General features: G+C 66.3%; 28 protein-coding genes. 9 read left to right on the top strand and 19 right to left on the bottom strand.

The features are described 5' to 3' along the window. Positions 1–14 precede the first annotated feature (14 nt). From BN3560_RS04580 to BN3560_RS04600, 5 genes are all read right to left on the bottom strand, one after another. On the bottom strand, positions 15–1,166 hold the full coding sequence (locus BN3560_RS04580) for an ATP-grasp domain-containing protein (RefSeq protein ID WP_096227171.1): 1,152 nt from the start codon (positions 1,164–1,166) through the stop codon (positions 15–17). Next, the gene (locus tag BN3560_RS04585) at positions 1,163–2,887 is read right to left on the bottom strand and encodes a lysylphosphatidylglycerol synthase transmembrane domain-containing protein (RefSeq protein WP_227115045.1); all 1,725 of its coding nucleotides are present in this window, start codon (positions 2,885–2,887) and stop codon (positions 1,163–1,165) included. Before BN3560_RS04585 ends, BN3560_RS04580 begins: the two co-directional genes overlap by 4 nt. A 65-nt stretch (positions 2,888–2,952) precedes the next feature. Beyond that, positions 2,953–3,825 carry a J domain-containing protein gene (locus tag BN3560_RS04590; RefSeq protein ID WP_096227172.1) on the bottom strand — a complete coding sequence of 291 codons (873 nt, stop codon included), beginning with the start codon at positions 3,823–3,825 and terminating at the stop codon, positions 2,953–2,955. 491 nt (positions 3,826–4,316) lie between these two features. After that, positions 4,317–5,771, bottom strand: coding sequence for a hypothetical protein (locus BN3560_RS04595; protein WP_231897344.1), 1,455 nt, complete (start codon positions 5,769–5,771; stop codon positions 4,317–4,319). 60 nt (positions 5,772–5,831) lie between these two features. Continuing rightward, complete coding sequence (locus BN3560_RS04600; protein WP_096227174.1) at positions 5,832–6,605, bottom strand: MerR family transcriptional regulator; 774 nt, start codon at positions 6,603–6,605, stop codon at positions 5,832–5,834. 153 nt (positions 6,606–6,758) lie between these two features. On the opposite strand from BN3560_RS04600, the gene BN3560_RS04605 reads away from it, so the two are divergent. Next, the gene (locus tag BN3560_RS04605; RefSeq protein ID WP_096227175.1) at positions 6,759–7,076 is read left to right on the top strand and encodes a type II toxin-antitoxin system prevent-host-death family antitoxin; all 318 of its coding nucleotides are present in this window, start codon (positions 6,759–6,761) and stop codon (positions 7,074–7,076) included. A 2-nt stretch (positions 7,077–7,078) separates the two neighbouring features. Beyond that, positions 7,079–7,399, top strand: a complete 321-nt coding sequence (locus tag BN3560_RS04610; protein ID WP_096227176.1) for a type II toxin-antitoxin system RelE/ParE family toxin — start codon at positions 7,079–7,081, stop codon at positions 7,397–7,399. A gap of 36 nt (positions 7,400–7,435) precedes the next feature. On the opposite strand, the gene BN3560_RS04615 is transcribed toward BN3560_RS04610, so the two are convergent. Further along, a complete protein-coding gene (locus tag BN3560_RS04615) occupies positions 7,436–8,191 on the bottom strand; it encodes a 4Fe-4S binding protein (RefSeq protein ID WP_096227177.1) in 756 nt (251 codons plus the stop codon). A gap of 150 nt (positions 8,192–8,341) precedes the next feature. After that, a complete protein-coding gene (locus BN3560_RS04620; RefSeq protein WP_096227178.1) occupies positions 8,342–8,899 on the bottom strand; it encodes a TetR/AcrR family transcriptional regulator in 558 nt (185 codons plus the stop codon). A 259-nt stretch (positions 8,900–9,158) separates the two neighbouring features. Here BN3560_RS04620 and hdcA point away from each other — a divergent pair, with 259 nt between their 5' ends. Together hdcA and BN3560_RS04630 are read left to right on the top strand one after the other, a co-directional pair. After that, positions 9,159–10,115 (top strand): histidine decarboxylase, pyruvoyl type, encoded by a 957-nt coding sequence (gene hdcA / locus BN3560_RS04625; RefSeq protein ID WP_096227179.1) that lies wholly within the window; start codon positions 9,159–9,161, stop codon positions 10,113–10,115. A gap of 111 nt (positions 10,116–10,226) precedes the next feature. Further along, positions 10,227–11,732: a basic amino acid/polyamine antiporter gene (locus BN3560_RS04630; RefSeq protein ID WP_096227180.1), complete on the top strand. Its 1,506-nt coding sequence runs from the start codon at positions 10,227–10,229 to the stop codon at positions 11,730–11,732. Here BN3560_RS04630 and BN3560_RS04635 read toward each other — a convergent pair. From BN3560_RS04635 to bilS, 10 genes are all read right to left on the bottom strand, one after another. Then, positions 11,722–13,032 (bottom strand): radical SAM protein, encoded by a 1,311-nt coding sequence (locus BN3560_RS04635; protein ID WP_096227181.1) that lies wholly within the window; start codon positions 13,030–13,032, stop codon positions 11,722–11,724. The genes BN3560_RS04630 and BN3560_RS04635 overlap by 11 nt on opposite strands. Positions 13,033–13,092: 60 nt before the next feature. Then, positions 13,093–13,866 (bottom strand): TorD/DmsD family molecular chaperone, encoded by a 774-nt coding sequence (locus tag BN3560_RS04640; RefSeq protein WP_123673707.1) that lies wholly within the window; start codon positions 13,864–13,866, stop codon positions 13,093–13,095. A 111-nt stretch (positions 13,867–13,977) separates the two neighbouring features. Continuing rightward, positions 13,978–14,556, bottom strand: coding sequence for a 4Fe-4S dicluster domain-containing protein (locus BN3560_RS04645; RefSeq protein WP_096227183.1), 579 nt, complete (start codon positions 14,554–14,556; stop codon positions 13,978–13,980). A gap of 24 nt (positions 14,557–14,580) precedes the next feature. Beyond that, entirely contained in the window at positions 14,581–17,193 is a 2,613-nt protein-coding gene (locus BN3560_RS04650) for a molybdopterin-dependent oxidoreductase (protein ID WP_197702173.1), read from the bottom strand. A gap of 21 nt (positions 17,194–17,214) precedes the next feature. After that, entirely contained in the window at positions 17,215–17,988 is a 774-nt protein-coding gene (locus BN3560_RS04655) for a DmsC/YnfH family molybdoenzyme membrane anchor subunit (RefSeq protein WP_123649877.1), read from the bottom strand. Between the two features lie 256 nt (positions 17,989–18,244). Beyond that, positions 18,245–19,231 carry an SPFH domain-containing protein gene (locus tag BN3560_RS04660; protein ID WP_227155513.1) on the bottom strand — a complete coding sequence of 329 codons (987 nt, stop codon included), beginning with the start codon at positions 19,229–19,231 and terminating at the stop codon, positions 18,245–18,247. Further along, on the bottom strand, positions 19,218–19,622 hold the full coding sequence (locus tag BN3560_RS04665) for a GntR family transcriptional regulator (protein ID WP_015538945.1): 405 nt from the start codon (positions 19,620–19,622) through the stop codon (positions 19,218–19,220). Before BN3560_RS04665 ends, BN3560_RS04660 begins: the two co-directional genes overlap by 14 nt. Before the next feature lie 15 nt (positions 19,623–19,637). After that, positions 19,638–20,564 carry an NrfD/PsrC family molybdoenzyme membrane anchor subunit gene (nrfD, locus tag BN3560_RS04670; protein ID WP_157780544.1) on the bottom strand — a complete coding sequence of 309 codons (927 nt, stop codon included), beginning with the start codon at positions 20,562–20,564 and terminating at the stop codon, positions 19,638–19,640. A 146-nt stretch (positions 20,565–20,710) separates the two neighbouring features. Then, the gene (locus BN3560_RS04675) at positions 20,711–20,971 is read right to left on the bottom strand and encodes a TfoX/Sxy family protein (protein ID WP_096227187.1); all 261 of its coding nucleotides are present in this window, start codon (positions 20,969–20,971) and stop codon (positions 20,711–20,713) included. A 69-nt stretch (positions 20,972–21,040) separates the two neighbouring features. Then, positions 21,041–21,562: a flavodoxin family protein BilS gene (gene bilS / locus BN3560_RS04680; protein WP_096227188.1), complete on the bottom strand. Its 522-nt coding sequence runs from the start codon at positions 21,560–21,562 to the stop codon at positions 21,041–21,043. Between the two features lie 267 nt (positions 21,563–21,829). On the opposite strand from bilS, the gene dtd reads away from it, so the two are divergent. Beyond that, a complete protein-coding gene (gene dtd / locus BN3560_RS04685) occupies positions 21,830–22,276 on the top strand; it encodes a D-aminoacyl-tRNA deacylase (RefSeq protein WP_096227189.1) in 447 nt (148 codons plus the stop codon). Between the two features lie 319 nt (positions 22,277–22,595). On the opposite strand, the gene BN3560_RS04690 is transcribed toward dtd, so the two are convergent. After that, on the bottom strand, positions 22,596–22,961 hold the full coding sequence (locus tag BN3560_RS04690) for an arsenate reductase family protein (RefSeq protein ID WP_096227190.1): 366 nt from the start codon (positions 22,959–22,961) through the stop codon (positions 22,596–22,598). A gap of 412 nt (positions 22,962–23,373) precedes the next feature. On the opposite strand from BN3560_RS04690, the gene BN3560_RS04695 reads away from it, so the two are divergent. The 4 genes from BN3560_RS04695 to BN3560_RS04710 all read left to right on the top strand — a co-directional run bounded on the left by BN3560_RS04695 (position 23,374) and on the right by BN3560_RS04710 (position 26,204). Further along, positions 23,374–23,745, top strand: coding sequence for a GntR family transcriptional regulator (locus BN3560_RS04695; protein ID WP_041238960.1), 372 nt, complete (start codon positions 23,374–23,376; stop codon positions 23,743–23,745). A gap of 64 nt (positions 23,746–23,809) precedes the next feature. Then, a complete protein-coding gene (locus BN3560_RS04700; RefSeq protein ID WP_096227191.1) occupies positions 23,810–24,697 on the top strand; it encodes an ABC transporter ATP-binding protein in 888 nt (295 codons plus the stop codon). After that, positions 24,694–25,395, top strand: a complete 702-nt coding sequence (locus BN3560_RS04705) for an ABC-2 transporter permease (RefSeq protein WP_096227192.1) — start codon at positions 24,694–24,696, stop codon at positions 25,393–25,395. Before BN3560_RS04700 ends, BN3560_RS04705 begins: the two co-directional genes overlap by 4 nt. 95 nt (positions 25,396–25,490) lie before the next feature. Then, complete coding sequence (locus tag BN3560_RS04710) at positions 25,491–26,204, top strand: ABC-2 transporter permease (RefSeq protein WP_096227193.1); 714 nt, start codon at positions 25,491–25,493, stop codon at positions 26,202–26,204. 123 nt (positions 26,205–26,327) lie between these two features. On the opposite strand, the gene BN3560_RS04715 is transcribed toward BN3560_RS04710, so the two are convergent. Beyond that, positions 26,328–26,738, bottom strand: a complete 411-nt coding sequence (locus BN3560_RS04715) for an RrF2 family transcriptional regulator (RefSeq protein WP_096227194.1) — start codon at positions 26,736–26,738, stop codon at positions 26,328–26,330. Between the last annotated feature and the right edge of the window lie 177 nt (positions 26,739–26,915).

Here is a 26,915-nt window from a genome sequence, read left to right on the forward strand (position 1 = left end):
TAACGCCCCCGCCGCTAGCGGAGGAACTCTTTCAAGTCCGTGTTTTTAAGGAAATCGAGCTCGCCGGCCGTCTCGGCATCCGTTTCCAGGAACAGGAAGCCGTAGTTGCCCACGCGGCCCACGTCGAACGGGCGCAGCTCGAGCACGTGCGAGAAGCGGCTGCGCAGCGCATCGTAGTCGAAGCGCTCGTTGCCTTTCGTACCGGCAGGCGCGTTGAGCAGCGACATGGAGTAGACCTTGTCCTCCTTGCCGGCGAACGCCGCGCCGAAGTCGGGCTGGACGCCCTCGAGGAACGCCTCGTAGGTGCGGTAGCCGTACGCATACCAGCTGACGTCCGTGCCTCCCAGGCCTGCGAAGCGCAGGGGGTTGAACTCGATGGGGCACACGTGGCCCTCGTCCACGCGCACCTCCACGTGCACGGGGAAGTTGCGGGCGCCCACGAGCGCGTTCACCCGGTCGAGCCAGGCGGCGAACGCCGGGGCGTTGTCGCGCACGATGGCGGCGCTCGTCACGTACATGCGGTCGGACGTGTCCTCGGCCGAGGCGAAGTCGTGGCGCAGCACGTTCAGGATGCGCGCGCGGCCCTGCTCGTCGAAGTAGGCGTCGAGCGCGTATTCCGTGCCGTCGATGTAGCCCTCCAAGATGAACGATCCCGTGCCGATGACGCTCTCGGGATAGAGGTCGTGCCAGCTCGCGGCGTTCTTCTGGATATCGGCCAGCGCACGCTCCCAGTCCTCGCGGTCTGCCACGGCGTACACGCCCACGCTGCAGAAGCCCACGGAGGGCTTGAGCACGAACGGAGAGGGCAGGCGGGAGAAATCCAACTTGAACAGCTCGTCGATGGAGCACGTCTTGAAGAACAGGTCGGGATCGAGGCCGGCCAGCGCGCGCCGCATGGCCGCCTTGTCCTTGAACAGGTCGATGGCACGCGCGAGGGACGTGTTGGCCGTATGGTCCGCGATCCATGCCAGCGCGTTCTCGGAGTTCGTGTACACGCGCTCGCCCGCATCGATACGGCGGGCGGCCTCGTCCTCTCCCACCAGGTTGAGACGGCGGCCCCCCGCGGCGAGCGCGGCGGCCACATCGTTGTCCAGCACGGGATGCTGCGACTGCTCCAGCCAATCGACCAGGGGTTCGGACACGTACGGCTCGTCGAGCACTATCATGGGCGTTGCTCCTCCTTCGCAGATGGTTCGTCTGCCAGTATACCCTCCTGCTCCACCTGCCGCATGAGCAGCGCGCCCTTTTCGGCCTGCTGTTCCCAACTTGTTTTGCGCGGGGGCTCGGCCGCCCTCGTGCCGCGCGCGCGATGCCCGGCGGGCGCGGCGGTGCGCAGGCGAGACCCGGGGCCGGCCGGTGCACCGGCTCGGGCGCCGGCAAGCTCGTCGAGGTCGTCCGATCCGGCAATCGGCGCGCCGGACGAGGCGTCGCGGCGGGCGCGGCGCTCGGCGCGCCAACGGCGGAACCGGGCCACGTTATCGCCGAACTCGCGGGCGATGCGCGCCGCGTCGCCCTTCAGCACCACGGGCCGGTCGAACGCGGAGCGCTTCCAGAACAGCCACACCACCAGCACGACGGCAGCCACGGCCACCTGCCACGTGTTCACGTAAAGGAACTCGGCACCGGCCAGCAGCACGAGGGCGCCGATGGTGAGCGCCCACGCCGTGCGGAAGCGCAGGATGAGGCCCACCGCCAGCACGACGAGCACCGCGCTTCCCACGATGAGCGCCGGTCCGATGAGCACGCCGCCGATGTTCACCCACTCCGTGAGCACGGTGAACGGCTCGAACGACTTGGGGATGAGGGCCAGGCCCAGGTTCACCAGGCCCACCACCAGCACGAGCGTGCCGGATATCCAGGCGAGGTCCTTCGCGCGCTGCTCCTCGGAGGGGTTCTTCTTGTCGGCGAAGAAGCCGGACTGGGACAGCAGCACGGCGCCGATGCAGAAGGGCATCCAGAACATGATGCCGCGGTACACGAGCGCGATGGCCGTGGCCGTGGCGAGCGAGCACCCATGGGCCGTGAGGATGGCCGCGATGGCGGCCTCCACCACGCCGACGCCCTGCGGCGTGGGGCTCAGTATCACCGAGATGGCTGCCACCGCGAACGCCGCCACGAGCGCGGTGACGTGGGTGAAGCCGAACGCGTAGCCGATGGCCACGAGGCACGCCATGTTGAGGATGGCCGAGAACGACGCATAGGCCACGGTGACGAGCGTGCCCTGCGGGTTCTTCGCCAAGATGGACGCCGACGAGATGAACGAGCCGGCCGTCTTGCGGCCCCAACCGGGCTTGAGGTGCCTTTTCAGCAGGCCGAGCAGCTTGTTGATGAGCGACTCGAGGCCCAAAAACAGCCGGAACAGGATGCGCGGCTTGCGGTAGCCCGCCACGAACATGCTTGACAGCACGGCCAGCACGGCCGCAAGCGCAAGGCCCCCCACGAGGAAGAGCGTGTTCATGGAGCCGGACACGAGCATGGTGACGAAACCGATGACCGAGATCACGAGGATGGCGGCGAAGTAGCCGATCTGCGAGAGGATGGCGCCCGAGGTGGCCTGGCCGGCGTCACAGCCCCTCCGGTGCGCGTCGTCGATGATGAACGCCACGCCCGTCGCGCCCGAGAACAGGCAGAACGTATTGATGAACACGAGCGAGAAGATGAGCACGACGTTGTGCCAGAAACCGGTTTTATGCCCGACGGCCTCGAACGCCGCGTCGTAGGAGGCCGCTTGCACCAGGTGGCGGGCCAGCATGAGCACGCACGCCACCACGAGCGGCACGAGCGCGCCGGTCTGGAGGGTGGCGAGGAAGCTCGCCAGGTAGTCGGCGTTCGCGATGAGGAAGCACACCGCGACGATGCCGATAACGAGCAGCAGCGCTTTCTTCAACCGGACCCTTCCCGCGAACGTTTCCTAAAGCGGCTAGTATAGCACGAGGTCGTGGAGGGGAGGCCCTACGGCCGGGCGGCGCGTTTGGCGGCACGGTAGGCACGCAGGGCGTTGCGCAGGTTCACGGCGTCGAACAGCACGGCCGCGAGGAAGAAGACGGCCAAGCCGACGGTCACGGCGCCCTGGCGCGGCGCGATGAGGAACACGAAGGGGGCGCCCAGAAGCGCGATGGGCACGATGAAGCCGATGAGGCAGCTGCCCAGCCGCTTCCACAGGCCCCAGACGAGCGATATCATCACGTAGAAGAACAGGCCGGTGGCCACCGAGCCCAGCAGCGCGGCCACAGCGAGCACGGCCGCCTTGCCCGCCACGGCGAGCGCCTCGCTGCGCAGCGAGCGCACGGCCTCGGCCAGCACCTGCTGCGGGGTCTTGCGCGGCTCGGCGGCGCGGAAGGGCGCGAAGGGGTCGAACGGGTCGAAGGGCCCGCCGACGCCCGGATCGCCGCCGGCCGTGCGGGTGCCATCCCAGGAAGTCCACACGTAGGTGGTGCGGCCGGGTGCGGGGCCCGTGCCCTGGCCCTGGCCGAACGGCGAGCCCTGGCCTCCCGCGAAGGGCCAGCCGGCGAAAGGATCCTGGCCGGCCGGTCCGCCCGGCGCGGCGGACGATCCGGGGCGACCGGGGTGCGCGTAGGGGTTGTTCGCGTAGGGACGCGGGTCGCGGCGGGGGTCGAACTCGGGGGTCCACGAACGGTTCAGCAGCACGTCGCGGGCCTCGTTGATGCGCTTCGTGAGCTCCTCGGCCTCGGCGCGCTCCGGCGAGTCCAGGGCGAACTTGTCCGGGTGATGCGCGATCACCAGCTTGCGGTGGGCCTGCTTGACCTCGTCGTCGGTGGCGCCGTCGGCCAGCCCCAGGGTTTTGAGCGCTTCGGATTTCTTCATGGGGCCACTATACAAAACGGCAACGGCAAGGCGCGAGGCGAGGCGGGCGCGTTGCCGTCCCGTCAGACAAGAAACACATCATACGGCACCGGCATGCCGGAAGCGAACAGCCCGCGCAGGTTCTTCAAATTCGGGCCCCCACGGACTTTTCTGCACAGTTTTTACCAGTTTTCTGCATGCTTGGAGCGCTTGCGGGGGCTTTTGCATCGTCGGCCTTATCGCGATCAGGGAAAACACCGCCGATAAAAGGCACCGCGATGCCGTCGAGGCATACAAATCGCCCCTCGAACTCCTCCTTCTGCAATAATCTGGTAAAAACTGTGCATCCGGGCGCTTCTGCACGCACAATAGCCATCGGTTCGCCGCATCACCGATGCTCGCCCGCGCCCAAGCGCGAAGCAGCAGGGGCCGTCACGCCCACGGATTCCCCGACGAACCCTGGCGTCGCGACGCACGAGACAAGGACCTGGCCCCTTGTCCTCCCTCCCCTCTTATTGCAGAGCCTGTCTTGGCTCATTCCTCTTGGTGCAGCCCTCGGCATGACCGGCCTTGGAGTCGGTGCGCATGCCGACTTCGTCTGGCAAGCCGGCAGAAGCGGACGAAGCCGGCTGCTCGGCCGGCGGGTCGGGCGGCTGCTCGGGCGCCCTCTCGGGCGGCGGATCCTCCAGCACGCCGGTCAGGCGCTCCTTGAGCGTGAGCCTGCGCGGGGCGAAGGGATGGGGAAGAGGCACGTCATGGCCGATGGAGCGCAGGGCAATATCCCAGAGCGTGGGGCTGCCGCCGCAGTAGAGGTAGCGCTTGCGTTGCTCGGGAAGCGCCGCCTCGTCCACGTGGCCCGCGGCGGCGAAGTCGTCGAGGATGCCGTCGGCCGCCTGCTTGGCGCGGCCCTTGCGCCACGCCACCACGCCGTTCGCCACGAACACGCCCACCGTGTAGGGCAACACGAACGCCTTGATGAGCGCAACGAGGTCGTCCGAGCGGTATTGCGCGACGGCCTGCGCCTGGCTGCTGGCCACCCCGGCGTCGAGACCCGTGCCCAGACGCCCCGCCGCTGCCTGCTCGGCCAGATGCTGCACGTCGGCCAGCCACACGCCCGCGAACACGATGACCGCCGCGCCGAAAGCGGCCGCGGCCACGCCGATGCCCTTGAGCCAGCGCGACACGCTGCGCAGCCAGTAGAGCGGCACCGAGTAGGCATACAGCAGCAACAGCAGCGCGGCTGCCACGATGGACACGCCGACGATGAGGGTATCCTGCCGCAGGAAGTAGCCGACGGCCGCACCCAGGAGGCGCTGCATCTCGTAGAGCCAGGCGAACCCGCCTTGCAGCAGGCCCTCGACCGGCACGCCGAAGCCCGCCAGCACGCCCATGGCCCACGACAGCAGGATGCTGGCCACCGCCACCACGATGAAGAACACCGGCAGCGTGACGGCGATGCTGGTGAGACCCCGCAGCACCGACGAGTCGAACCGCAGCGCCAGCGTGTAGAACAGCAGAAAGCCGCCCAGCAGCACCGCCGTGAACACCAGGTAGGGGGCGAGCACGCCGTCCTCGGCATGGCTCGGGAACAGGGTCAGGGCCGCCCGCGCGGCGAGCAGCACGGCCACGCCCGCAGCGAGCGAGGCCGTGCCGAGCGCCCGGGAGCGCTGCAGCAGATCGCGGCGCACGTCGAGCGTCGGGTGTCCCTCGCGGTTCTTCGCCACGCCCACGTAGCACAGCGAGGCGATGGCGCGCACGGCATGCGCGACCTTCGTCCCGACGGTCGCCGCCACCGGGGCGAACAGCAGCAAACCGACCCAGGGCGGCAGCGCGAGGCCCACCGCCCCCGCGGCGAGGACCGCCGCCGCAACCCGGTACAGGCTGGCGAACGGCGCGCGCACCCAAGCGGCGAGACGGCGCGCCGAGGTGTGCAGCACGGACTTCATGGACGTTGCGATTCTGCTCATGGGCAGCAGTGTAGGATGGCCCGCCTGCAGGCACAAGCAACGAATGGGCCGCAGGTTGCCTTAGAAAGCCTTGATGGCGTCGCGGAGGAACTCGGCGGCGCCAGGGGCCCATGCCTCGTAGTAGGCCTTGAAGCGCTCGTCGGCAACGTACATCTCGGCGAGGCCCCGATGCGCGGCCTTGGAGTACGTACCGTCCTTCCAGAAAGCGCACAGCCATTGACGGTGCAGATCGGCCGCATGGCGCGCTTCCTCGCTTGCCGGGTCGCCCGTCTCCATCGCCGCCACGAGGACGTCCCTGATCTCCCGCTCCAGCTCCTGCGTAGCGCGGTACTGTTCCTCGGTCATGCCCATGAGCTTCGCGTTGCTCGCGTCGGCGGCATCGTCGCCCCAGCGCTCGCGCACCTCCTTGCCGTACTTCTTCTCGTTCTCGTCCACGAGGCCTTGCTTGAACGCCTCGAACTTCTCCTCGTCCTTCATCGGGCCATCTCCTTCCATGCTGGCGAGCGTCTTCTCCACGCTCGCGATCAGTCCGTCAAGGCGCTCCTTGCGCGCGTGCAGCTCGCGCAGATGCCCGGCTAGCGCATCGCGCGCGTCGAACGCCGGGTCGTCCAGCAGCCGCTTGATGTCCGCCAGCGGCATCTCGGCCTCGCGGTACAGCAGCACCTGCTGCAGCCGGTCTACCTCGGCGGGCCCGTAGCGTCGGTAGCCGTTCGCCGCGCGCCCGGCCCGCACCAGCCCCAGCTCGTCGTAATGGTGCAACGTGCGCACCGTGCACCCCGACAACGCCGCCAGCTCGTGCACCGTGTAGCCGCGCTCCGCCCGCTCGCACTCCATGGGCGCCTCCTTCCTTTCGCGATCGCATCGACAGCCTACACCCTCACGCAACGTCAGAGTCAAGCGCGAACATGCTCTGTCCTCTTGCAACCCTTCATATACCTTATTATATATGCTATTATGTACTGAATAAAGAACATGGAAAGGAGCATCATGTCCGCTCTCGCCGCACCGCTACCCGTCATCAGGCCCATTACCGACCTGCGCACGCAACTCAACGATGTGTGCACCCAGGCGACCGAGCTGCAAGAGCCCATCGTGCTCACGAAGAACGGCGTGGCTTCCTTCGTGCTCATGGACAGCAACGCGTACGAAACGACCGAACGGCGCAACCGTGTTTACCTGGCGCTCCGCGAGGCGGAAATCGAAGAGAAATACCGTCCCGAAACCCTCAACGCCGACGATTCCGAAGCGAAGATGCGCGAGATCTTCGCGCTCTGGAACCTCGACTACCCTTCGAACGGGGACTGATCATGCTCGAACTCGCTTGGAGACCGCGCGCCCACCTCGATCGGGAGTCGATCGCCATCTACCTGGGACTTGAATGCAAAAACCCGCAAGCCGCCCTTGCGGCGATCCAGCGCGTCGACGCTGCAATCGAACATGCGCGCTCATTTCCCGATGCAGGCGGGCGCTTCGCAATAGACGGGCTTCACCATCGGGAATATCGAACGGTGCTGGCAAGCCCGTACACGGTGTACTACCGCTGCGACGACACGGCACTGACGGTGTACCGCATTCTCCATCAGCGCCAGGACATTGACACCTACGCCCTCGTCGACCTGCCGGAATAACCCGCGCGCAGCCTGGTTGCTACGCGAGCAGCCCGCTCATCGCAGCCTCCCCACCCGCAGCTTGAGCACGCCCTTCGGGCAGGCGTCGGCGCACGCCGCGCACTGGATGCACTCGGCATCAACGATCGCGCTGCCCTTCGCCAGCTGCTCCACCGGCAGGCTCATCGGGCAGGCGCGGTCGCACTTCCCGCAGCCGATGCAGCGGTCGGCCTCGGCGCTCACGTGCAGCTGCGGGACGCGCAGCGCGCTCCCCAGCTTCTCGCCCAACACCATGAACGGCGCCATCCAGCAGATGCCGTGGCACATGGCGCGCCGTCCCAGAACGAGGTTGGGGACGAAGAACAGCGCCACGATGCCGAAGTAGATGGGCAGGCCCAGCGGGTTGTTCATCGACACGCCGCCCGGGATGCCGTACAGCGGGTCCACCACCGTGAAGCCGCCCGCCACCCAGGCGCAAGCGACGATGGAGAGCACCCACGGCACCCAGATGGCGTACTTCACGCGCTTGAGCCAGGCGGGCCTCGACGGCTTGCCCACGGCGGTGGCCGCAAGCTCCTGCAACCCGCCCGCCGCGCACAGCCATCCGCACCATGCGCGGCGCAACACGATGGCCGTCAGGAACTGCAGGCCGAACACGAGCATGCTGGCCGCCACGACGCCCGAGAGCGCACCCTCGATGATGAGCACCGGCGAGAAGTAAAAGATTATTATGGGGAACAGCAAGAACGTTGCGAGCAGCATCAGCCGCCGTATCCGTTGGCGCTTCTGCCCCCGCGAGATCGTCTCCCTCATTGCAAAGCCTTTCTACGTTTTTCGATCGCCCGGTCGTGGCGGCTTCCCCTGCAGGCCGCAGCCGCGTCCTGCTTTACGGGGAAAAGGAAGCCGTGACATCCTTTCTCGATGTCCAAGCACCTCATGCGAGGCTGCTTGGCATCCGGCCCCTCACGCGCGCACCAGCGAGACGAACCCCTTGAACGCACGATCCGTGCGCGCGTGCAGCTCCTCGTCGGAGAACTGCGCGCCCGTGGCCAGCATCGCCGCCATGCCGTGCACGAAGACGATCATGTCGAGGTACAGCTCGCGCGCCGCCTCGGGCGACAGATGCCCCAGCTCCTCGATGCACTGCTGCACGCCATCGATGGCGACGCTCTCGTACACGCCTTCGAAGCCCGTCGCTTCCATATGGGGCGACAGGTACAGGAAGTGGAACAGCGGCCGCTCCTCGCGCGCAAGCCGCAGGTGCGAAAGGCCGTTGGACTCGAAGGCGTTGCACCCGTCGTGCTCATGCTCGCGGTTGTATGCCGCAACCCACGCCCGGGCGTGGTCGTACAACTGCCGCACCAGCTCCCCCATGTCGCCGAACAGGCTGTAGATCGGCTGCACCGAGCACCCCGCCCGCTGCGCCACCGACCGCGCGCTCAGCGCCGCCTCGCCCTGCTCGCGCACGACGGCAAGCGCCGCGTCGAGCACCTGCTCCCTGCCCACCCGCTGCTCCGGCATGGCCGCCCCCCCTAACATAACATATGTTATATGACAGTTGTAATATATCACCCCCGCGCCCGCCGGTCAAGGGAAGAGGCGGGGCAGGACGCCCATCGGGGGGAACGGGGCCCCTTTGGAAACGCCCTCGTTTCACCTCCCCAACGATCCGCCATCGGGAAAGGCACGGCTCCCTTTCGGAACCGTTATGCGAAATCAAACGCGAGTCTCGGGCCCTACAATCGGCGCTGAATCGAACACCTGCGAAAGGAGACCTGTTTTGAAGAACATCGAGGAACGCCGCAACCGCACCATCGCCCGCGAGGCGAACTACCACGCGAGCATGCGTGCGCCGCACATCGACAAGACGGCCATCAGCCCTTATGACGATTACTGCGACGGTTACGGCATGCCGGGCGCCTACGGCAACGGCTACGTGTCCGTGCTGAAGGTGTCGGCCGGCACGGTGGAGAAGACCAACGACGCGCTCATCGACACCATCGTCACCTACGACAAGGCGGAGACGGCCGATGCCTACATCGGCCAGATCAACATGCTCACGGCTTCCTCGTTCTGCGGCATGGCCGGCCAGGTGTGGGGCTACGACCTGGCCCGTCACGACGACATCACGTCGGGCAAGAGCCAGCCGCTGTTCACCGAGAAGCAGTTCGACGGCTCCGAGCTCAAGGTGTTCGACGCCGCCCCGCTGCTGAACGCCGGCGTCGAGCTGTTCGGCACCGAGAACAACCGCCGCTACCATCCCATCCCCGGCGCGCACACCATCTGCGCCAACAAGGGCGTCACCGCCTACCGCCCGAAGGAGGACCGCCCGCTCAAGGCCGGCGAGGCCTACGGCATCTGGTCGTTCATCGCCATCTCGCTGTCCGCCGACCGCGACTTCTCTGCCGACCTGTTCATCGAGGACGCCGGCGTATGGACCGAAAACGACAACGAGGACGACATGATGGCCTTCCTCGAGCAGCACCGCAAGGAGATCGTCTGGTCCGTGGTGGAGTGCGGCCGCGACTCCAACGTGCTGTTCGACCGCACGTACGTGGGCTTCGCGCACCGCATGATGAAGCCGGGCGAGATCGGCAACGCCATCACCGTGGGCCCCTACGTCACGCTGGCCCGCAACGCCGTGCCCACCACGGGATTCACGTCGCTGAACGACCTCAACCTCTCCGACTGGCTGAAGGAAATGGACTTCGAGTCGCTCACGAACCTCGCGAAGTAGCGCGGAGCTCCCCTATCGCATGACGGCGGGCGCCCGTTGCCCCCGCCGCAACGAAGATCGCCGCGCGCCCGCCTCCCAGCGGGCGCGCCTCTCATGACAAGGACTGGAATCATGGCAGACAATACCTCGACCGGTTCCAGCGGAAGCGCCGCCAAGGCATCCGACAGCTCGAAGAAGGTAGGGCTGATCGGCCTCGTCGGCATCGTCATCAGCGCCATGATCGGCGGAGGCATCTACAACCTCCCCCAGAACATGGCCGCGGACGCCTCCGCTGGAGCCATCATCATCGCCTGGGTGGTCACGGGCATCGGCATCTGGTTCATCGCGAACACGTTCCGCATCCTCTCGGCCGCGCGCCCGGAGCTCACGAACGGCCTGTACACGTACGCCGAGAAGGGCTTCGGCAAGCTCATCGGCTTCTTCGTGGCCTACGGCTACTGGATCTGCAACTGTTTCGCCCTCGTGGCGTACTCGGTGCTGGTCATGGCCACGCTCGACTACTTCGTGCCCGACTTCTCGGGCGGCAACAACATCCCGTCCATCATCGGCGGCTCCATCATCACGTGGATCATGTACCTGCTGGCCCTGCAGGGCGCGAAGTCCACGAGCTTCCTGAACATCATCGGCACCATCGGCAAGCTGCTGCCCGTGGCCATCTTCATCATCGCGGTGGCCACCGTGTTCAAGTTCTCGGTGTTCATGGAGGGCTTCTGGGGCATGAAGGGCACCATCGACCTGACGTTCAGCTGGGACAACGTCATGCCGCAGGTGCAGGCCACGATGCTCGTCACACTGTGGCTGTTCTTGGGCATCGAGGGCGCCGTCGTGGTGTCGGGCAAGGCGAAGTCGCAGGCCGCCGTGCGCAAGGCCACGACCATCGGCTTTCTGGTCACGCTCGCGCTCTACATCATCGTGTCGCTGCTGCCGCTCGGCGTGTACTCGCAGGCCGACGTCGGCGCCATGGCCGACCCTTCCATGGCCGCCATCATGTTGGACAAGTTCGGGAAATGGGGCGAGATCCTGGTGAACGCCGGCGTCATCGTGTCGGTGCTGAGCTCCTGGCTCGTGTGGATGCTCATGCTGGGCGAGATGCCGCTGGCCGCCTCGAAGAGCGGCATCTTCCCCAAGGCGTTCGTGAAGGAGAACAAGAAGGGCTCGCCGTCCACCGCGCTGCTGTGGACCACCATCATCGTGCAGATCGTGCTCGTTATCTCGTTCTTCATCGGCAGCAACGCCTGGACCACCATGATCAGCATCACCAGCGTCATGGCGCTGCCGTGCTACCTGTTCTGCACGCTCTTCCTTTTCAAGATCGCCATCAAGAAAGAATACCCGGAGGGCATCTTCGCCAGCCGGAACATGGCGGTGTTCACCGGCGCGGCCGGCTCGCTCTACGGCCTGTGGCTCATCTACGCCGCCGGGCTGAACTACCTCATGGTGGCGTGCATCGTGTACGCCGTCGGCCTGCCGCTCTACATCGTGGGCGTGCGCCAGCACGACCCCAAGGCGAAGCTGTTCGCCAAGACCTCGGACAAGGTCATCGTGGCCGTGGTGGTGGCGCTGGGCATAGCCGGGCTCGTCTACTCCATCGTCACGTTCGGGCACGTCAAGCTCTAGGCTCGACGGCCACCTCCCGCAGGTAGAGGGCGGGGCGCGCGCCGGCGCGTCCCGCCCTGGGCGCGCCGTCCGGCTCGCGCTCCTCCACCACGTTCACGCTCTCGGCCAGGACGATGGACGGGCAGGCCTCCTCCAGCGCCGCGGCGTCGTCGTCCGCAAGCGCAAGGCTCGGCACGTCCGGGTCGTAGCCGCAAACCACGCCGGCGCCCTCGGCCCATTCCCTCGCCCAGCGCGCATCCTCCCCGAAGGCCTTCGCGCACTTCAGGAACCGGTCTTCCTCGTCCGCACGCATCCACGGGTGCGCGTCCCGCAGCGCCGGGTCCGCGAAGAACGCCTTGTTCTGCTGGTATATCTGGCCGGTGTTCTTGTTGTCCGAGCTGCAGTAGTGGATTCCCAGCCGCAGGCCCTCGCGCTCGGCGAACGCCAGCAGCTCCAAGGCCTCGGCCTCGCTGCCGGCCACCGGCACCCCGCCGCCGTACCAGTAGTTGTAGAGATACTTGAAGGGATGCTTGCGCAGCTGGAAGCCGCGTTTCGCGAACTCTGCGGCGTTGTGCAGCGGAAAGCAGAACTCCAGCAGGTTGACCCCGCTGATGCCGAGGGCGTCCGACCGCACCAGCAGGTCCTTCATCTGATCGAGCGAGCCCGGTATCACGGGCACCTCCACCACCACGGCCGGAATCGTGCCCACCGCCTGCTCCATGAGCTCGTACACGCGGTCCTGGCCGTCGCCCGCGTCGGGCGGCTTGATGCTGAAGCGGATCTCGTCCAGGCCGCTTTCGGCAAGCTCCTGCAGGCTGCGCTCGTCAAGCAGGTCGCCGCACGTGTACAGGCGCGTGTGGGCGTCCGGGTAGAGCTGGGCGGCTCGCTGAAGGAAGGCGTTCACCTGCTCGGGGTGCAGCAGCGGCTCGCCGCCCGTGATGGCCAGGCAGCGGAACCGCGCGCCCATGGCATGCGCCTGCTCGAGCTCCGCCACGATGTCGCGCTCATGGGAGAGGAAGTGCTCGTAGTGGTCCTGGTTCGGGTTGAAGCAGAAATAGCACTTCTTCACGCACCGCAAATCGACGAAGAACGTGGCCGTCTCGTCGCCGGTGCGGCAGGCCAGGCACGCGGGCGATATCCAGTTGCGCCACAGCGACGAGGCGCCGTTCTCGCAGCGGCACCCGCACGATGCCGCCGTGCGCACGCGCGCCTCGCGCGGGGAGGTCTCCTCGCGCTCGAACGCCAGGCCGTACTCCTCCACCGCAGCCTCGAAGTCGCGCTCCGCCTCGTCGAACGCCTGCCTGTAGCCCTGAAGATCCACGGTACCCTCCTGTAGAAACGTCGGCCCTGCTGCGCGGGCGGCCGACTCTATCGGCCCCGCCTACTCCGGCTCGGCCAGCTCTGCCTCGACCTGCTCGGACAGCACGCGGTCGAGCGTGGCGAACGCCGCCATGCCGCCCGCGAGTGCACCATAGCACCCCTGCGCATCGTGCTCGATGACCTTGGCTGCGAATTGGTCGACCCAGTTCAGCAGGTGCCGGTCGACGAACTGCCGCTGCGTCGCGAGCGTCCGGGCCGCCTCGTCGTCGCGGCCGTCGGCGAACGCCTCGTACGCACGCTGGCTCAAAGCGCCCAGGTAGTCCATCATAGCAGCGATGTGGTCGTCGGGGAATCGCTTCTCCGCTCGCAGCTTGAACCCTGCCGCATGGTAGAACGACCGGACGTCGAGCGTGCTCTCCTGGAACACCACGGACTCCTTGCCCGTGTACGGCGATTCCCAGGGATGCACGTAATGCTCGCCGGGCACCTGGAACAGCCGGTCGTAGGAGGCGCGCAGGCGCGCGGCAAGGGCCTCGGCGCGCTCCGGGTCGCCCGCTTCGCCCTGCGCCCGCTCGGCCCAGGCACGGGCGTCTTCGGCGCAGGCGGCAAGGCTGCGCCCGGACGGGCCGAGCGTCCGGCCCGCCAGATCGGCGAAGCCGTCCCGGGCCAGCGCCTCGCCCACAGAGCCGAGCAGGGCCGGCGTCTCGCCGCCGAGCACCTTCGCGACGCCCTCGCCGGTCGGGCGGCTTCCGAACACCACATGGAACAGGCGGTACAGGTACGTGCGACGGGCCAGCCCCATCGCTAGCGCGCTCTCGCGCTCCTCGTTCGGCATAGCGGTCTCCCGTCTCTCGTGGCAGCCCGCGGGCAGGTTGGCGGGTGCTCCGGCAAACATGGTTGCCGCGCCGCAGGGAGGGATCTGCGACGCGGCAAGAAAGGGGGTAGGTTACCAGGTAAGCTCCCGGTATCCTGCATCTTGGGCGCAGTCCTTCGCCTTGATGAGGATGTTCGGGTGCGTCTCGTCCGGGGACGGCAGCACGGCGATGCTGCCCTCGTTCAAGTCGGGGCCGAACTCGGCGCGCAGCTCGTCCATCTCGCCGAACTTGAGCGCGCGGTTGGGGCATCCCGCCACGCACGCCGGCTCGCCGCCGGCCTCGCGCAGGCCGTAGCAGCCGTCGCACTTACCGGACACGCCCTCGTCCGGGAAGTACTTCGGCTGGCCGTACGGGCACGACATGACGCACATGCGGCACCCGATGCACTTGCTCTGGTCCTGCACGACCGTCCCGTCGGGCGCCCGGTAGATGGCCCCCGTCGGGCAGTTCTTCAAGCAGATAGGCTCCTCGCAATGGTTGCAGCCGAACGAGTAGCTGTACGCCTTCGACTTCGGGAACTCCCCAACAGAATACGTATGCGCTTCCCGATACAGCAATCCCACTTCCAGGCGATTCTTATCCTTGCACGCAACCTGGCACGCACGGCAACCCGTGCAGCGGTTCTGATCCAAATAGAATCCAACGCTCATGATCCAACCTCCTTATCCGCAGCCCTAGTTCTTGCTCCAACGAGGCGGCAGTTCGCAATCGGGTACCAGCTGCTCTTCGTCGTACTTCTCGATGTTGCATATCTGGTTGTTGTAGCCCGACACGCCCATGCCACCGTACTCAGCACCGATCAGGTAGTTATCCGAACCGGCACGATCAATTCCCGTTTCCTCGTCGACATCGACCCATGCACCGTGCGGCACACCGACGATTCCCGGCATAAGGATGTCCATTACCGCCGCTTTGCGCAAGCCTTTCCCGGCGGGGGTGCTGATGAGAACCGTGTCCCCTTCCTCGATACCCTTCTCTTCCGCATCCTGGCGGCTAAGGAACACCGGGTTCGGCCACGCCTCGCGCAGCCAAGGGCAGTTGTCGAACACGGTATGGGAGCGGCGCAGATAGTGAGGGTTGTACATAAGGTAAGGATACTCGCCCTTCTCGCCGCCCACCTTCTCGTCCTTGAACGTGGATTCGTACCCAACGCACGGAACGACGTATGTGGGGTACGGCTTAAACTGCTCGATGCCATCGTATTCGAACGACGCCATAAGGTCGTATCGAGCCTGGCAGTAGATCTCGAGCTTACCGCTCGCGCTCGAGAGCGGATTGGCAACTGGATCGGTTACGAAATCCTCGTAGCCGATAAAGCCGTGCCCATCATCGGGCTTGCGCTCGAACTGGTACCCGCCGTTCTCGATGAAATCAGCAAGCGAGATCACGCCTTTCTGGGGTGTTCCGTTCACCCCCCATTCCGAGATATCGGAATCGGTGATGGTAACGAGGGGGCCCATCTTGCCGTTGTCGCCCATTACCTTGCAACCGGAAATCTGCTCGAAGAACTGCTGCTTTTCCGAGGTATCGTAGGCAAGCGTCGGATCCATTCCCATGCCCTCGAGCAGCAGCGTGCCGATCTCCTGGTCGGTCTTCGCCTCACCGAGCGGTTCGGTCACCTGCGAGTAGCAGTACACGAACTCGCGGTTGCACGATGTCACCGAACCGACGCGCTCCCACTCGGTCGTGACGGGCAGGACGATGTCCGAGAAGAGGGCGTTCGTCGTCATGAACTGGGCGCGCGTAAGCACGAAGTCCACGGCGCGATGGGCCTCGATACCCGCCTTCTGGTGCAGCGAAGTCTGCAGCGTTGCATCGGTCACATGGAAGATGCCCTTGATGGGACCGAGTGTCGTCGGAATAGGCTCGTGAAAGCTCCCGTAAGAATTCGACACGTCGTAGAAGGACCCGCCGCCGTTGAGGATGATGTCGTAGAGCTGCGGTTGGCGCACGCCCGTCGAGCAGGGATTCTTCGTTTTGGGGGTCTTGGCTTTCCCTGCGGTCACCAGGTTGGGCCCGTAGTTGCCCGCGTTGGCATGGTAGTTGCCGCCGCAGGCATGCCCCGACTTGCCCATATGGCCGCCCATTGCACCCAGCGTCATGAGCATCTGGGGGATCATCTCGGACCCGTTGCAGCGCACCATTCCGTAGTTGTGCAAAAGCATGGTCTTGTTGTTTTTGCCCAAGATGCGCGCGAACTCCGTTACCTGCTCGGGCGGAACACCGCAGAAGGGCTCGGCCCACTCGGGTGTTTTCGGAACCCCGTCGTAGACGCCCAGCAGGTAGTCCATAAGATTCTCGTTGAGCTTTGCATCCGCAGGCATGCTCTCTGCGTCAAAGCCCACCGTGTACTTGTGGATGAAATCCCAGTCGACGATATCGCCTTCTTCTTTGTCGAGGCGCAGCATCTCGTAAGCCACGGCAAGCATGAAGGACATATCGGTGCCGTTTCGCACCGGAACCCAGTCGGCGTCGAGCGTCTGCGCCGTTGCATTGTACAGCGGGTCGACGGTCACGAACTTTACGCCCGCCTCCTTGGCCTGGATGAAGTAATACGTCGGCGTACCGGCTGCCGACCACGTGGGATTCGACGAGTAAAGGATGATGTAGTCGGCATTTTTCAGATCGAAGCGGTCGTTCGCCTTGCCGCAATCGGTCGGCGGAAGGCCGATCATGTCGCATCCCAGCGTGTAGGTTCCGTGCGAAGTGGTATCCCATCCGCGCACGCAGCCGCACATGACGTTGATGCTGGCATCCGGAGACTTGCAGTAAAAGCCAGTCGGGCCGTACTCGTCGCTGATCCGCTTGATCTCCTGGCATGCCAGGTCGATGGCTTCGTCCCAGCTGATGCGCTCCCACTCGTCCTTACCGCGCATCTGCCCGTTCGAATTCTCTCCACCGCCCGGCTTCCAGCCCTTTCGCTTGAGCGGATAGAGAACGCGATCCGCCCCGAAGCACTGCTGTTGCTGGGCCTTGCCGCGCACGCAGCCGCGCTGCTGCGGGTAGTCCGGCGAGTCCTCGTGCGTGTCGTCGGTCTTCTGGCGCACGACGGCGCCATCCTTGACCATGACCTTGTTCATGCAGCGCCCGCCGCAGTTGTGCCAGCACGCGGCCGCCACCCACTCGCCGCCTTCAGCCGGGTCGACGGGCAGCTCGTGCTTGTCGGCGGCGTCGAGGCTCGCCTCCGCGGAGCAGCCCGTGGCCGACAGCAGGGCAGCGCTCGCCGCCACCGCCGCCGAGGCCCCCAGAAAGCCGCGACGAGAAATGTTCTTGGATTGAATGCTCACGATGAATCCCCCTTTGCTTCCCTACGCCACCGTGCAGGTTGCGTAAAACGCGTAGCGCGCGATGGCGACGCCGACGATCGAGGCGACGCAGATGGCAATCGCAAGCGCCTTCTTGTTGTTGATCTTCGACGACAGCGCCACGAGCACGACGGAGACGACCGGTGCGATTACGAGTCCCGCGATCTGGGTGATCGGGCTGAAGCCCTCGCCCGAGAACGCGACGGCCTCCAGCACGAGGCCCACGGCCAGCACGGCGTTCACGATGTAGGCCGCCAAGCGCAACGGCTTGCCCGCGTAGTCTGCCGAGGCCAGCAGGGCGAACAGCGCCAGGCCCATGGCCAGGTCGCCCGCGACGAACGCGAGGATGGTCGCCGGCGCGTTGCACCAGACAGGGTTCCCGTAGACATCGATATAGGCAACGCCCATAATGACCAGGCAGATCACGCCCACCACGGCGCCCACAACGCGCAGCGCGTAGGGGCTGCCCTTCCGAACCAGCGTGACCACCAGGTCGATGATCGCCAGCACGAAGAAGCACCCGGCTACGGCGACCTCCTGGATCATGCCGGACCCGAAGTTGACCGTGCCGCCGAACACCGATTCGACCGCACGCGGGATGCTGTGCACGTGCGTGGTTGCCGCAATCATGCCCACGGCGAACAGCGCCACGACGACCAGGGGAACCAGCCAGGGACGGCTGCCCTCGCGCGTGCGGCGCAGACCGGCGTCGAACGCGTACGCGCCGGCGGCCATACCCCCCAGCATAGTGAACAGATACAAAGATTCAAGCCCCATACTCAAGCCTCCTCTTCCCATACGCCTGCCCTCTGCAGGCGTCCGCTTAGCGGCGCGCGCCGCGATGGCGCACGCCTCGCCCAAGCCTCTCGGGCGCACCGCCTCCTGGGAAGGGGGCGTGGGCGCAGCGATCGCTCGGATGCGTGTTTGCAGGAAATCGGCCGATCCCTCTGTCGCCTATTATGGAAAATTGTCGTGCGACAATCAAGAGTGTCGCACGACAATTTTTGCTGTCTTTATACTATTTTAGGTATAACTAAGTCGCGGGGTTTCCGTTAGCCTTCGGGGCGTCCTTGTTCGGGTCGAGCGTGAAGCCCTCGCTGTAGGCACTCGGCACCACGACGGTTCCCTCGTTGTCCTGCATGCCCTCGTACACCAGGTGGATCTTGCGCAGCGAGAGCGCTATCTCGTCGTGGGAGTAGGTTTCCGCGACCTCCTGCAAGATGGCGGACACGTCGCGCTCGGCCTCCATGAGCGTGATGCGCGCGTTCTTGCGGCATTCGGCCTGGGCCTCGAGGGACATGACCCCCTGCAGCTCCTTCGGGATGATGATGTCGCGGATCTCCACCGAGAGCACCGCGATGCCCCAATCGGTGACCTTCGCCTCCACCGCCTCCTGCAGCTCCTGGTCAAGCTGGTGGCGCCGCATCACCACGTTGGACACCGACGCGCGGCCGATGGCGTCGCGCAGCGCCGTCTGGGCGGTCAGCGCCACGGCGAAGCGGCAGTCCTCCACCTCCATGCAGGCCTTCTCGGGGTCCCATATCATCCAGAACAGCACGGCATCCACGTCGAGCGGCACCAGGTCGCTGGTCAGCGCCTCCTCCGCCCCGAAAGGGGTGGCCGTCGTGCGCTGGTCGACGCGCAGCGTGCTGAACTCGATGAGCGGGATGCTGAAAAAGATGCCGGGGCCCGCCAGGCGGTTGAACCGGCCCAGGCGCATGATCACCGCGCGCTCCCATTCGAGGCACACGTGGACCGAGGACAGCACCCCGAGTCCCACGATGAGCGCGACGGCGATGCCGACAAGGCTCAAGCCGCCCGCAACCGCGTACCACAGCGCCAGCACCGCGAGGAAGGCGGCCAGCGCGAGCACCACCGTCACCATCACGGCCCCGTTGCGCGTGGCCTTCCTGCTGGGATCGGAACGATAGGCGTCGGCGGCGACGCCGAACTCCATCTCCGAACGGCGATAGGAGTCCCGCTCGTCCCGCGCGATGCGCTCTTTGCTACTTCTCTTCATGCTCCCTCTTCATCTTCCGTATGTGCTTCGACACGAGCTTGGGAATGTCGTCGTAGGCCATCCCCTCTTCAAGGCAGCTTTTCACGAACTCCTCGACCAGCAGGTCCGCCTGGCCGCCCTCCCGGGGGAACGCGCCCGGGTCGCTCACGAACACGCCGCTGCCGCGAACCGTGGTCACGTAGCCGTCGCGCTCCAGGCCCATGTAGGCCTTGCTCACCGTGTTGTAGGCTATATGCAGGTCGGCGGCGTATTTGCGCACGGTGGGCAGCTTCTCGCCCGGCTGGTAGAACCCCGAGTTTATGAGGTACGCCATACGGTCGCGCAGCTGCACCCACAACGGCAGGTCGCTCTGGTCGCTCAAGGTAAAGGGGGGTATGTCCTTCGTTGCCATCGGTCCCGTCGTTTCTCACACTGCGGTTTGGACGCCGGCGTTCACGAGCACGAACCGCAGGCTCAGGCCACCGACCAGGACGAGCACCGCCAACACGGCGACGACGCTGCTCCGATGGCTGCGTCGGGCGGCCAACGCAGATGCTTCGATAGCCAGAGGCGCCAGTATACCGCATCCTACGAAGCCGAGCCAAAACACGCAGGACTGCTCCCCCGCAAGCAGCGCGTCGAACGGCCGGCCGGCGCTCGCGGCGTTCACCGTCACCGCGCATGCTGCCGCCGAGAGCGCCTCGAGCACGATGAACACGGCGTCCGCGATGGCCAGCCCGCGGATCCACGCGAGCACGCCCGGGGAGGCTACGCAGAAGCAGGTGCTCAAGAGCACGACACCACAGCCGCACGAGAGCGCCGAGAACAGGAACAGCACGGGCAGCCACGCCGACTGCCACAGGTCCACGGCAACGACGCTCTTCAGGAGCAGCCCCGTGTACACCATCACGACGACGGCCAGCACCGCCCCGAGCGCTTTCGCGACGAGCGCGGCCCTCTCCCACGCAGGGCCCAGCGTGAGCACGGATTCAGCGAGCGCCACGACGAGGCAGGCCCCGAACAGCGTGAGGGCGAACGTCCCCACGGACACGAAGCTGCCGGTGGGATAGAGGAACAGCAGGTAGAACGCCTCCGGCCGGCCGAGATCCGCCAGCAGGCACAGCATGCCCGCCACCAGCAGGACGAAGGCGGCGGCGTAGCCCGTCCGCGCGATGCGCCGCTGCGTCATCGAGCGCGCGCGACGGCCGCGGTACCCGCGGGGCGTGCGGGCGAGGTGCGGGTCGTTCGCATGCGAGAAGGCCGTGTACAGGTCGATGGCGGAGAGCACCGCGAAGCTCCCGGCAGCGGTGCCGCCGAGGAACAGGTACCACACGATGAGCTCGCCGAAGACCACCGCTCCCCCTCTCGCCGTCTCCGCCGTCCGCCGCGCCCGCCGGGACGCGTTCCTGCACAGCATACCATTTTGTCGTGCGACAATCAGCACGACGTTTCCACCGGTGCCCCGCCGCGCCTGCCGCGCTCCTTCCCGCGCCGCGTCCCCTACGCCGGCCTGTTCGCGTCCATGAACGCCTTGAGCTCCTGCTTGCGGGCGGGGTCGAGCTCCTTCTTCGGGATGCCCTGCACCGCGCCCTCCAAGCCGTAGAGCATGTGCAGGCACACGCCGGGGTCGATGGCCTGCACTTTGAGCCATGCCTGCTCGGCCCCTGCGGCTATCAGGTCATCGGGCGTCGCGATGCCCACCTGGGCAAGCTGCTCGGCTGCATGGGGGCCGATGTTCGGCAGATCGGTGAGGTTCGCCATGATATTCTCCGTTTCTCGCTGTGACGATAGCAGTCCGCACGTGCGCGCGGGGCCGCTAGCCCCGAAGCCTCAAGCTGGCAGCGAGGCCTGCACCTTGGCGCGCAGGCGCGCAAGGTCGTCGTCGCTCGGATGCGCGGCCGCCTCGTCGAAGTTCTCGATGAGCTGCGCCATACGCGCGGCTTGCACGGGATTCGCCTCGGCCGTGCGCTCGTAGCGGCGGCGCACGCTCGAAGGCATGCGGCCCTGGCACATGAACGTGCCTATGAGCTGCGCCGACTCTGGCAGATGCGCGGCCGCTCGGGCCGCCACGCCGGCAAAGTACGTCTCGTCGGCGCCGAACCCGCACGTGCCGAACAGGAACACCTCCTTGCCCGCCAAGCCGGCCAGCAGCTCCCCCATCTCGTCGGTGCAGTCGCCCCGGTTCGTCCAGAAGCCCGCGTACACGCGGTCGGCCTGCGCCACGGAGGCGGCGTCCACCTCGCCCACGCGCCCGAACGCCAGGCGCCCTTGGGCGGGCAGTGCCTCGGCCACGGCGCGCGCGAGCTCCTCGGTGTTGCCGGTCCTGCTGTCGTAGACGATCGCGTACGTCATAGGCTTCGCTCCTTACGTCGGGGCGGCGGCGCAAGTGCCGCCGCTGTTCGGATGCAGATCGTTATACGCCCGCCCGGCATCCATGTAAACCCCGCTATACTGAACCGAACGGCAAAACAACAGCATCGCAGGCACCAAGCGAAAGCGGCGGCAGGGCGAAGTAGGCGCAGCGGCGCCGGATCCTGCGATGGCAGCGCACCTCGCGGCAACGCGCCAAGCGCGCCCCTGCGCCGCAGCAAAGAAGCAGGCTTAGGAAAGGGAGCATCCATGCGGGCAGTCATTCAGCGTGTGAGCAGCGCGCAGGTGGACATCGACGGCGAGACGGTTGGCAGCATCGGGCACGGCCTGCTCATCCTGCTGGGCGTGGGCCATGGCGACGGCGAGGAGCAGGCCGAGCGCCTGTGGAGCAAGATCGCGCGCCTGCGCATCTTCGAGGACGACGACGGCAAGACGAACCTGTCGCTGGCCGACGTCGGGGGCGAGGTGCTGGTGGTGTCGCAGTTCACGCTGTACGCCAGCTGCAGGAAGGGCAACCGCCCCTCGTTCACCGCAGCGGGCGCGCCCGGCGAGGCGAACCGCCTCTACGAGTGGTTCGCCGAGCGCGCCCGACGCGACGTGGCCCGCGTGGAAACGGGCCGCTTCGGCGCGTACATGGACGTGTCCCTGGTGAACGACGGCCCCTTCACGCTCTGGCTCGACACCGACGAGCTCTGATGCGCACAAGCCCGTCGTGCATCGCCGAGCCGCGAGCAAGAAAACTCGTTGGGCGAGGAAAGCCATCGTTCGTGGTAGAAATCGAAGGTTATTCGTCGTCGCTTGGACAGGCTCCGAGAACACATCGCAGACGAACCTCATTTGAACTGGGGAAACGCAGCCTGTCGCCGTCGGAACGCGACACAGGGGCTAGCCGGGCGGCCGTCGATGACGAATAACCTTCGAAATCTGCCAAAAAGGTAGCTTTCCGGCGCGCGCCTTGCCGTCCCATGATATATCCGGCCCGGCGCCGCAAGCGCCGACGCCGCCAGACTGCCCGCTAGCCCAGCAGCGCCTGCTCCCATTCCGCTTCCTTGAAGCCCACGAGCACGAAGCCCTCGCCCACCACGAGCGGCCGCTTCACCAGCATGCCGTCCTCCGCAAGCAGCGCGTACGCCTCCTCGTCGCCCATGCCCGCATCGAGGAGCGCCTTCACGTTGCGCTCGCGGTACACCATGCCGCTCGTGTTGAAGAAGCGCCGCAACGGCAGCCCGCTCATCGCATGCCACACCGCCAGCTCGTCGGCCGTCGGGTTGTCCTCCACGATGTGCCGGTCGGCATACGCCACGCCGTGCGCATCGAGCCATGCCTTCGCCTTCTTGCAGGTGGAGCACTTCGGGTACTCCAAGAACAGCACGCTAGCCATATAAGAACCTCTTTCCCTTACCGGATTTCCACAAGATAGGCAATGCCGTAAACGAGTCCGCTGTCCTTTTCCAAGCAGCTGGAGGACTCATCTAGGGACAGGGGCGGCATGCGCAAGCAGACAAGGCCGCTCCGACACCTCGTTATAACGTAATGCAGCCGTACTTTCAATACCCGTGAAATCTCCCTGCCATCCCTTGACAGTGTGCATGCATGGTGTTTATAGTGTGCATAGAGGGTATATACACTTTGCACACTGTCGCGAGGCGGGGTGCAAGGCGGGGAACCCTCGGGGCGGCGGGGGAAGAACGTGTTTCCCGGCCGTCGGGCGAAGCGGCGAGACGTCGCGGCTCCGCCGCCGGGAGCGCTTGGGACGCCGGGCGCCCCCTCAAGGGACAAGACGAGGAGCACCGTTGGACATCATCATCTCGAACGCAAGCGACAAGCCCATCTACGAGCAGATCACCGCCCAGATGAAGAACCTCATCCTGAACGGCACGCTCGCGGAGGGCGCCCAGCTTCCCTCGATGCGCGCGTTGGCGAACGACCTGCGCATCAGCGTCATCACCACCAAGCGCGCCTACGCCGACCTCGAGGCCCAAGGGTTCATCGAGACGGTGCAGGGCAAGGGCAGCTTCGTCGCCGGCGGCAACATGGAGCTTCTGCGCGAGGAGCGCTTGAAGCACATCGAGGACCTGATGGCACGCGCGGTGGAGGAGGCCCGCAGCGCGGGCGTCGCGCCGGGCGAGCTCCACGACATGCTCGACCTCCTCATGGAGGACTGACCGGGGAAGGCGCCCGCCGGGCACCATCCCCAAACCGTTCGACCACGGAAGAAAGTGACGACTGATGAGCGACCTTTTGCGCATACAGAATCTGGAAAAGCACTACGACGACTTCGATCTGGAAGGCATCTCCCTAAGCGTGCCGGCCGGCAGCGTCGTGGGCTTCATCGGCTCCAACGGCGCCGGCAAGACCACCACCATCAAGGCGATACTCGGGCTCATCCGCCCCGACGGCGGCTCCATCTCGCTCTTCGGCGAGGAGGTCACCGGCGCGCCCGAGAAGCGCCTCGCCCAACTCAAGCAACGCATCGGCGTGGTGTTCGACACGTGCTCGTTCCCCGAGGAGCTCACGGTGGACACGGTGAGCAAGCTCATGGCCCAAAGCTACAAGGACTGGAACCCCGGCGCGTTCCGCACGTTCGCCCACGCGTTCCAGCTGCCCCAGGACAAGACGGTGAAGGAACTGTCGCGCGGCATGGGCATGAAGCTGTCGCTGGCGTGCGCGCTGGCCCACAACCCCGACCTGCTCGTGCTCGACGAGGCCACGGCCGGCCTCGACCCTATGGCCCGCGAGGAGGCGCTCGACACGCTGCGCCTGTACATGGGCCACGAGGGCCGCGGCATCCTCATGTCCAGCCACATCACCAGCGACCTGGAGAAGATCGCGGACTACATCGTGTGCATCGATGCGGGCCGCATCGTGTTCTCGGTGGAGAAGGACGTCATCACCGATGTGGCCGGCGTGGCGCAGTGCCGCGCGGACGAGTTCGACGCCATCGTGGACAGCGGCTTCTTCCCCCGCGGCGGGATGCGCTACGAACGCAGCACCTACGGCACCACCGTCCTCGTTCCCGACCGCCAGGCGTTCGCAGCGAGGTTCCCCCACATCGTATTGGAGCGGGCCGACATCGAATCGTACATGTCGCTCATGCTGAAAGGAGAGGCCCGATGAAGACCATGCTCATGTTCGACCTGTTGACGGCCAAGAAGCTCGCACGGTCGCAGCTGCTGCTGGGCGTGGTGGTGGCCCTGGTCCTCACGGTATCCACCGGCTCCGCCCTGTGCATCATGCCCATCATGGCGCTCATGCTGGCCTACTCGGTGGGCTTCACGCTGGTGGCCTTCGACGAGCGCAACGACTGGGAGCGCTTCCGCCTCACGCTGCCCCTCTCGCGTGCGAACGTCGTGCAGGGCCGCTACGCCACGTTCGTCGTCATGACGCTGGTCGGGCTCGTGCTGGGCGTGGCGGTCACCGCCATCGTGTACGGATTGTCGCTCGCTCTTCCGCAAACCGAGCTGTTTGCCGGCCTCTTCGAGGGCATGGACTGGCAGATAGTGCTGGGCATGGTTGCAGCCTCCATCGCGTTCTCGCTCGCCCTCTGGCTCGTCGCCCTGCCGCTCGTCGCGCGCTTCGGCATGACGAAGGCCGTGCGCTACCTTCCGCTGGCGTTCATCATCCTGCTGCCCATCGGGACGGTGCTCGTGCAGAAAGCCGGCCCGCCGCCCGCATTCGTCCTCGACCTGGCCGCTTGGGCGAGCACGCCGACGGGCACCGTCGCCTTGGTCGCCGCGGTGCTGGCCGTCATGGCCGTGCTCACCGTGCTCTCGTGCATGCTTTCCGTGAAGCTGTACGAGAGGCGGGAGTTCTAAGCAGCACCCCCGCGCCGCCTGCACCGCCCCGGCAAGCAGGCGGCGCTTCTGCCGGGCGCCGGAGCGCACCGACCAAGGGAAAGGAAGCCCAGCCCATGAAAGCGATGTTCCTGATGGATTTCATCACCGTGAAGAAGCTGCTGCGGCGCTACCTGCTGCTGCTTTTGGGCATGGGAGGCGCGGCCGCCCTCATGATGGGCAGCCATCCGGGCATCATCCCGTATTTCGGCATGATTTCCGTAGTCTCGGTCGCGCAGGCGCTCGCGCTCTACGACGACCGGCGCGATTGGAGCCGGTTCCGCCTGACCATGCCGCTCACCCGCACGGGCGTCGTGCTCGGCCGCTACGCGTTCCTCGCGGCCGTCGCCGCGGCGGGCACGCTGATGGGCGTGGCGGTCTACCTGGCTGCCACGCTGGCCGTGCAGGGGGTGCCGGCCTATGCGGCGCTCGTGCTCCGCCCGGGCGGCTTCGACGCGATCGGGCTCGCCTGGTCCGCTGCCGCGTCGCTTGCGCTCGCATTCGTGGTCGGGGGGATCATGCTGCCCACGTTCTTCAGCTTCGGCATGGGAAACGGCCCGCGCTACGCGATGGCGCTGGTCATGATGGTTTCCGTGCTTGCCATCAGCCCGATCGTCAACGTCTGGGCCAGGCCGGAGGCGGCACCCGCGTTCCTCGGCGGACTCGTCTCGCTCGCCACGTCGTCCGAGACGTTCCTCGCGGTGGCGGGCGCCTTGGCGGCGAGCGCCTTCGCACTCTACGCCGTATCCTGCGCCGCATGCCTCGCCGCCTACCGCCGGCGCGATTTCTAGCCGAAGCCACCGGTTCCCAGAGCCCCGCACCGGGGAAGGGGCGCCCATGCAGGGCAAGGCGGTCTGCGCGACTCGGCCGCCGTCTCCGTCGGATTGCGCGTCAAGCGGGCGCCCGGGGCCTCGCTAGCCCATCTTCACGAGGTCGGCCAGGGTGACGCCGTCCACGTAGCCCTCGATGGTGCGGTCCAGGCCTCGCCAGAAATTCACGGCCACGCACTCGCTGCGGCGCGGGCAGGCTTCGGCGCCGTCCTCGAGGCAGGCCACGGGGGCGCAGCTGCCCTCAGTGGCGCGCAAGACATCGCCGGCGGTGATGTCCTCGGCGGGCTTGGCAAGCAGGTAGCCGCCGCTCACGCCTCGGATGCTCTTCAGGATGCCGGCCTTCACCAAGGCACCGCCCAGCTGCTCGAGGTACTTCACGGACAAGTCCTCGCGCGCGGCCGCCTGGCGCATGGTCACGGGTGAGCCGTCCTGCCCGCGGCTGGCAATGTCGATCATGAGCCGCAGGGCGTAGCGCCCCTTCGTCGAAATCATCATGTCCGCCACCGTCCTCACCGCTCCGTCGCGCCCGTCTCCACCTGCGGGCAGCCGTTCAACCGCCGTAAGTATAGCGCATCGGTAGCATATCCGCGCCGATCTTCCTTTCAGGAATGTAAGGCCCGGGCAAGCGGTCGGTAAGGTTGCGTTAAGGAAGGCTTGGTATAACGGAAAGCG

The organism is Gordonibacter urolithinfaciens (assembly GCF_900199375.1).
Taxonomy (GTDB): domain Bacteria; phylum Actinomycetota; class Coriobacteriia; order Coriobacteriales; family Eggerthellaceae; genus Gordonibacter; species Gordonibacter urolithinfaciens.

What these genes read in the sequence shown, in the direction of transcription:
- BN3560_RS04580 (WP_096227171.1), bottom strand. Translation starts at nt 1,166, where the DNA reads ATGATAGTGCTCGACGAGCCGTACGTGTCCGAACCCCTGGTCGATTGG.
- BN3560_RS04590 (WP_096227172.1), bottom strand. Translation starts at nt 3,825, where the DNA reads ATGAAGAAATCCGAAGCGCTCAAAACCCTGGGGCTGGCCGACGGCGCC.
- BN3560_RS04595 (WP_231897344.1), bottom strand. Translation starts at nt 5,771, where the DNA reads ATGAGCAGAATCGCAACGTCCATGAAGTCCGTGCTGCACACCTCGGCG.
- BN3560_RS04600 (WP_096227174.1), bottom strand. Translation starts at nt 6,605, where the DNA reads ATGGAGTGCGAGCGGGCGGAGCGCGGCTACACGGTGCACGAGCTGGCG.
- BN3560_RS04605 (WP_096227175.1), top strand. Translation starts at nt 6,759, where the DNA reads ATGTCCGCTCTCGCCGCACCGCTACCCGTCATCAGGCCCATTACCGAC.
- BN3560_RS04610 (WP_096227176.1), top strand. Translation starts at nt 7,079, where the DNA reads ATGCTCGAACTCGCTTGGAGACCGCGCGCCCACCTCGATCGGGAGTCG.
- BN3560_RS04615 (WP_096227177.1), bottom strand. Translation starts at nt 8,191, where the DNA reads ATGAGGGAGACGATCTCGCGGGGGCAGAAGCGCCAACGGATACGGCGG.
- BN3560_RS04620 (WP_096227178.1), bottom strand. Translation starts at nt 8,899, where the DNA reads ATGCCGGAGCAGCGGGTGGGCAGGGAGCAGGTGCTCGACGCGGCGCTT.
- BN3560_RS04630 (WP_096227180.1), top strand. Translation starts at nt 10,227, where the DNA reads ATGGCAGACAATACCTCGACCGGTTCCAGCGGAAGCGCCGCCAAGGCA.
- BN3560_RS04640 (WP_123673707.1), bottom strand. Translation starts at nt 13,866, where the DNA reads ATGCCGAACGAGGAGCGCGAGAGCGCGCTAGCGATGGGGCTGGCCCGT.
- BN3560_RS04645 (WP_096227183.1), bottom strand. Translation starts at nt 14,556, where the DNA reads ATGAGCGTTGGATTCTATTTGGATCAGAACCGCTGCACGGGTTGCCGT.
- BN3560_RS04655 (WP_123649877.1), bottom strand. Translation starts at nt 17,988, where the DNA reads ATGGGGCTTGAATCTTTGTATCTGTTCACTATGCTGGGGGGTATGGCC.
- BN3560_RS04660 (WP_227155513.1), bottom strand. Translation starts at nt 19,231, where the DNA reads ATGAAGAGAAGTAGCAAAGAGCGCATCGCGCGGGACGAGCGGGACTCC.
- BN3560_RS04665 (WP_015538945.1), bottom strand. Translation starts at nt 19,622, where the DNA reads ATGGCAACGAAGGACATACCCCCCTTTACCTTGAGCGACCAGAGCGAC.
- BN3560_RS04675 (WP_096227187.1), bottom strand. Translation starts at nt 20,971, where the DNA reads ATGGCGAACCTCACCGATCTGCCGAACATCGGCCCCCATGCAGCCGAG.
- bilS (WP_096227188.1), bottom strand. Translation starts at nt 21,562, where the DNA reads ATGACGTACGCGATCGTCTACGACAGCAGGACCGGCAACACCGAGGAG.
- dtd (WP_096227189.1), top strand. Translation starts at nt 21,830, where the DNA reads ATGCGGGCAGTCATTCAGCGTGTGAGCAGCGCGCAGGTGGACATCGAC.
- BN3560_RS04690 (WP_096227190.1), bottom strand. Translation starts at nt 22,961, where the DNA reads ATGGCTAGCGTGCTGTTCTTGGAGTACCCGAAGTGCTCCACCTGCAAG.
- BN3560_RS04700 (WP_096227191.1), top strand. Translation starts at nt 23,810, where the DNA reads ATGAGCGACCTTTTGCGCATACAGAATCTGGAAAAGCACTACGACGAC.
- BN3560_RS04705 (WP_096227192.1), top strand. Translation starts at nt 24,694, where the DNA reads ATGAAGACCATGCTCATGTTCGACCTGTTGACGGCCAAGAAGCTCGCA.
- BN3560_RS04710 (WP_096227193.1), top strand. Translation starts at nt 25,491, where the DNA reads ATGAAAGCGATGTTCCTGATGGATTTCATCACCGTGAAGAAGCTGCTG.
- BN3560_RS04715 (WP_096227194.1), bottom strand. Translation starts at nt 26,738, where the DNA reads ATGATGATTTCGACGAAGGGGCGCTACGCCCTGCGGCTCATGATCGAC.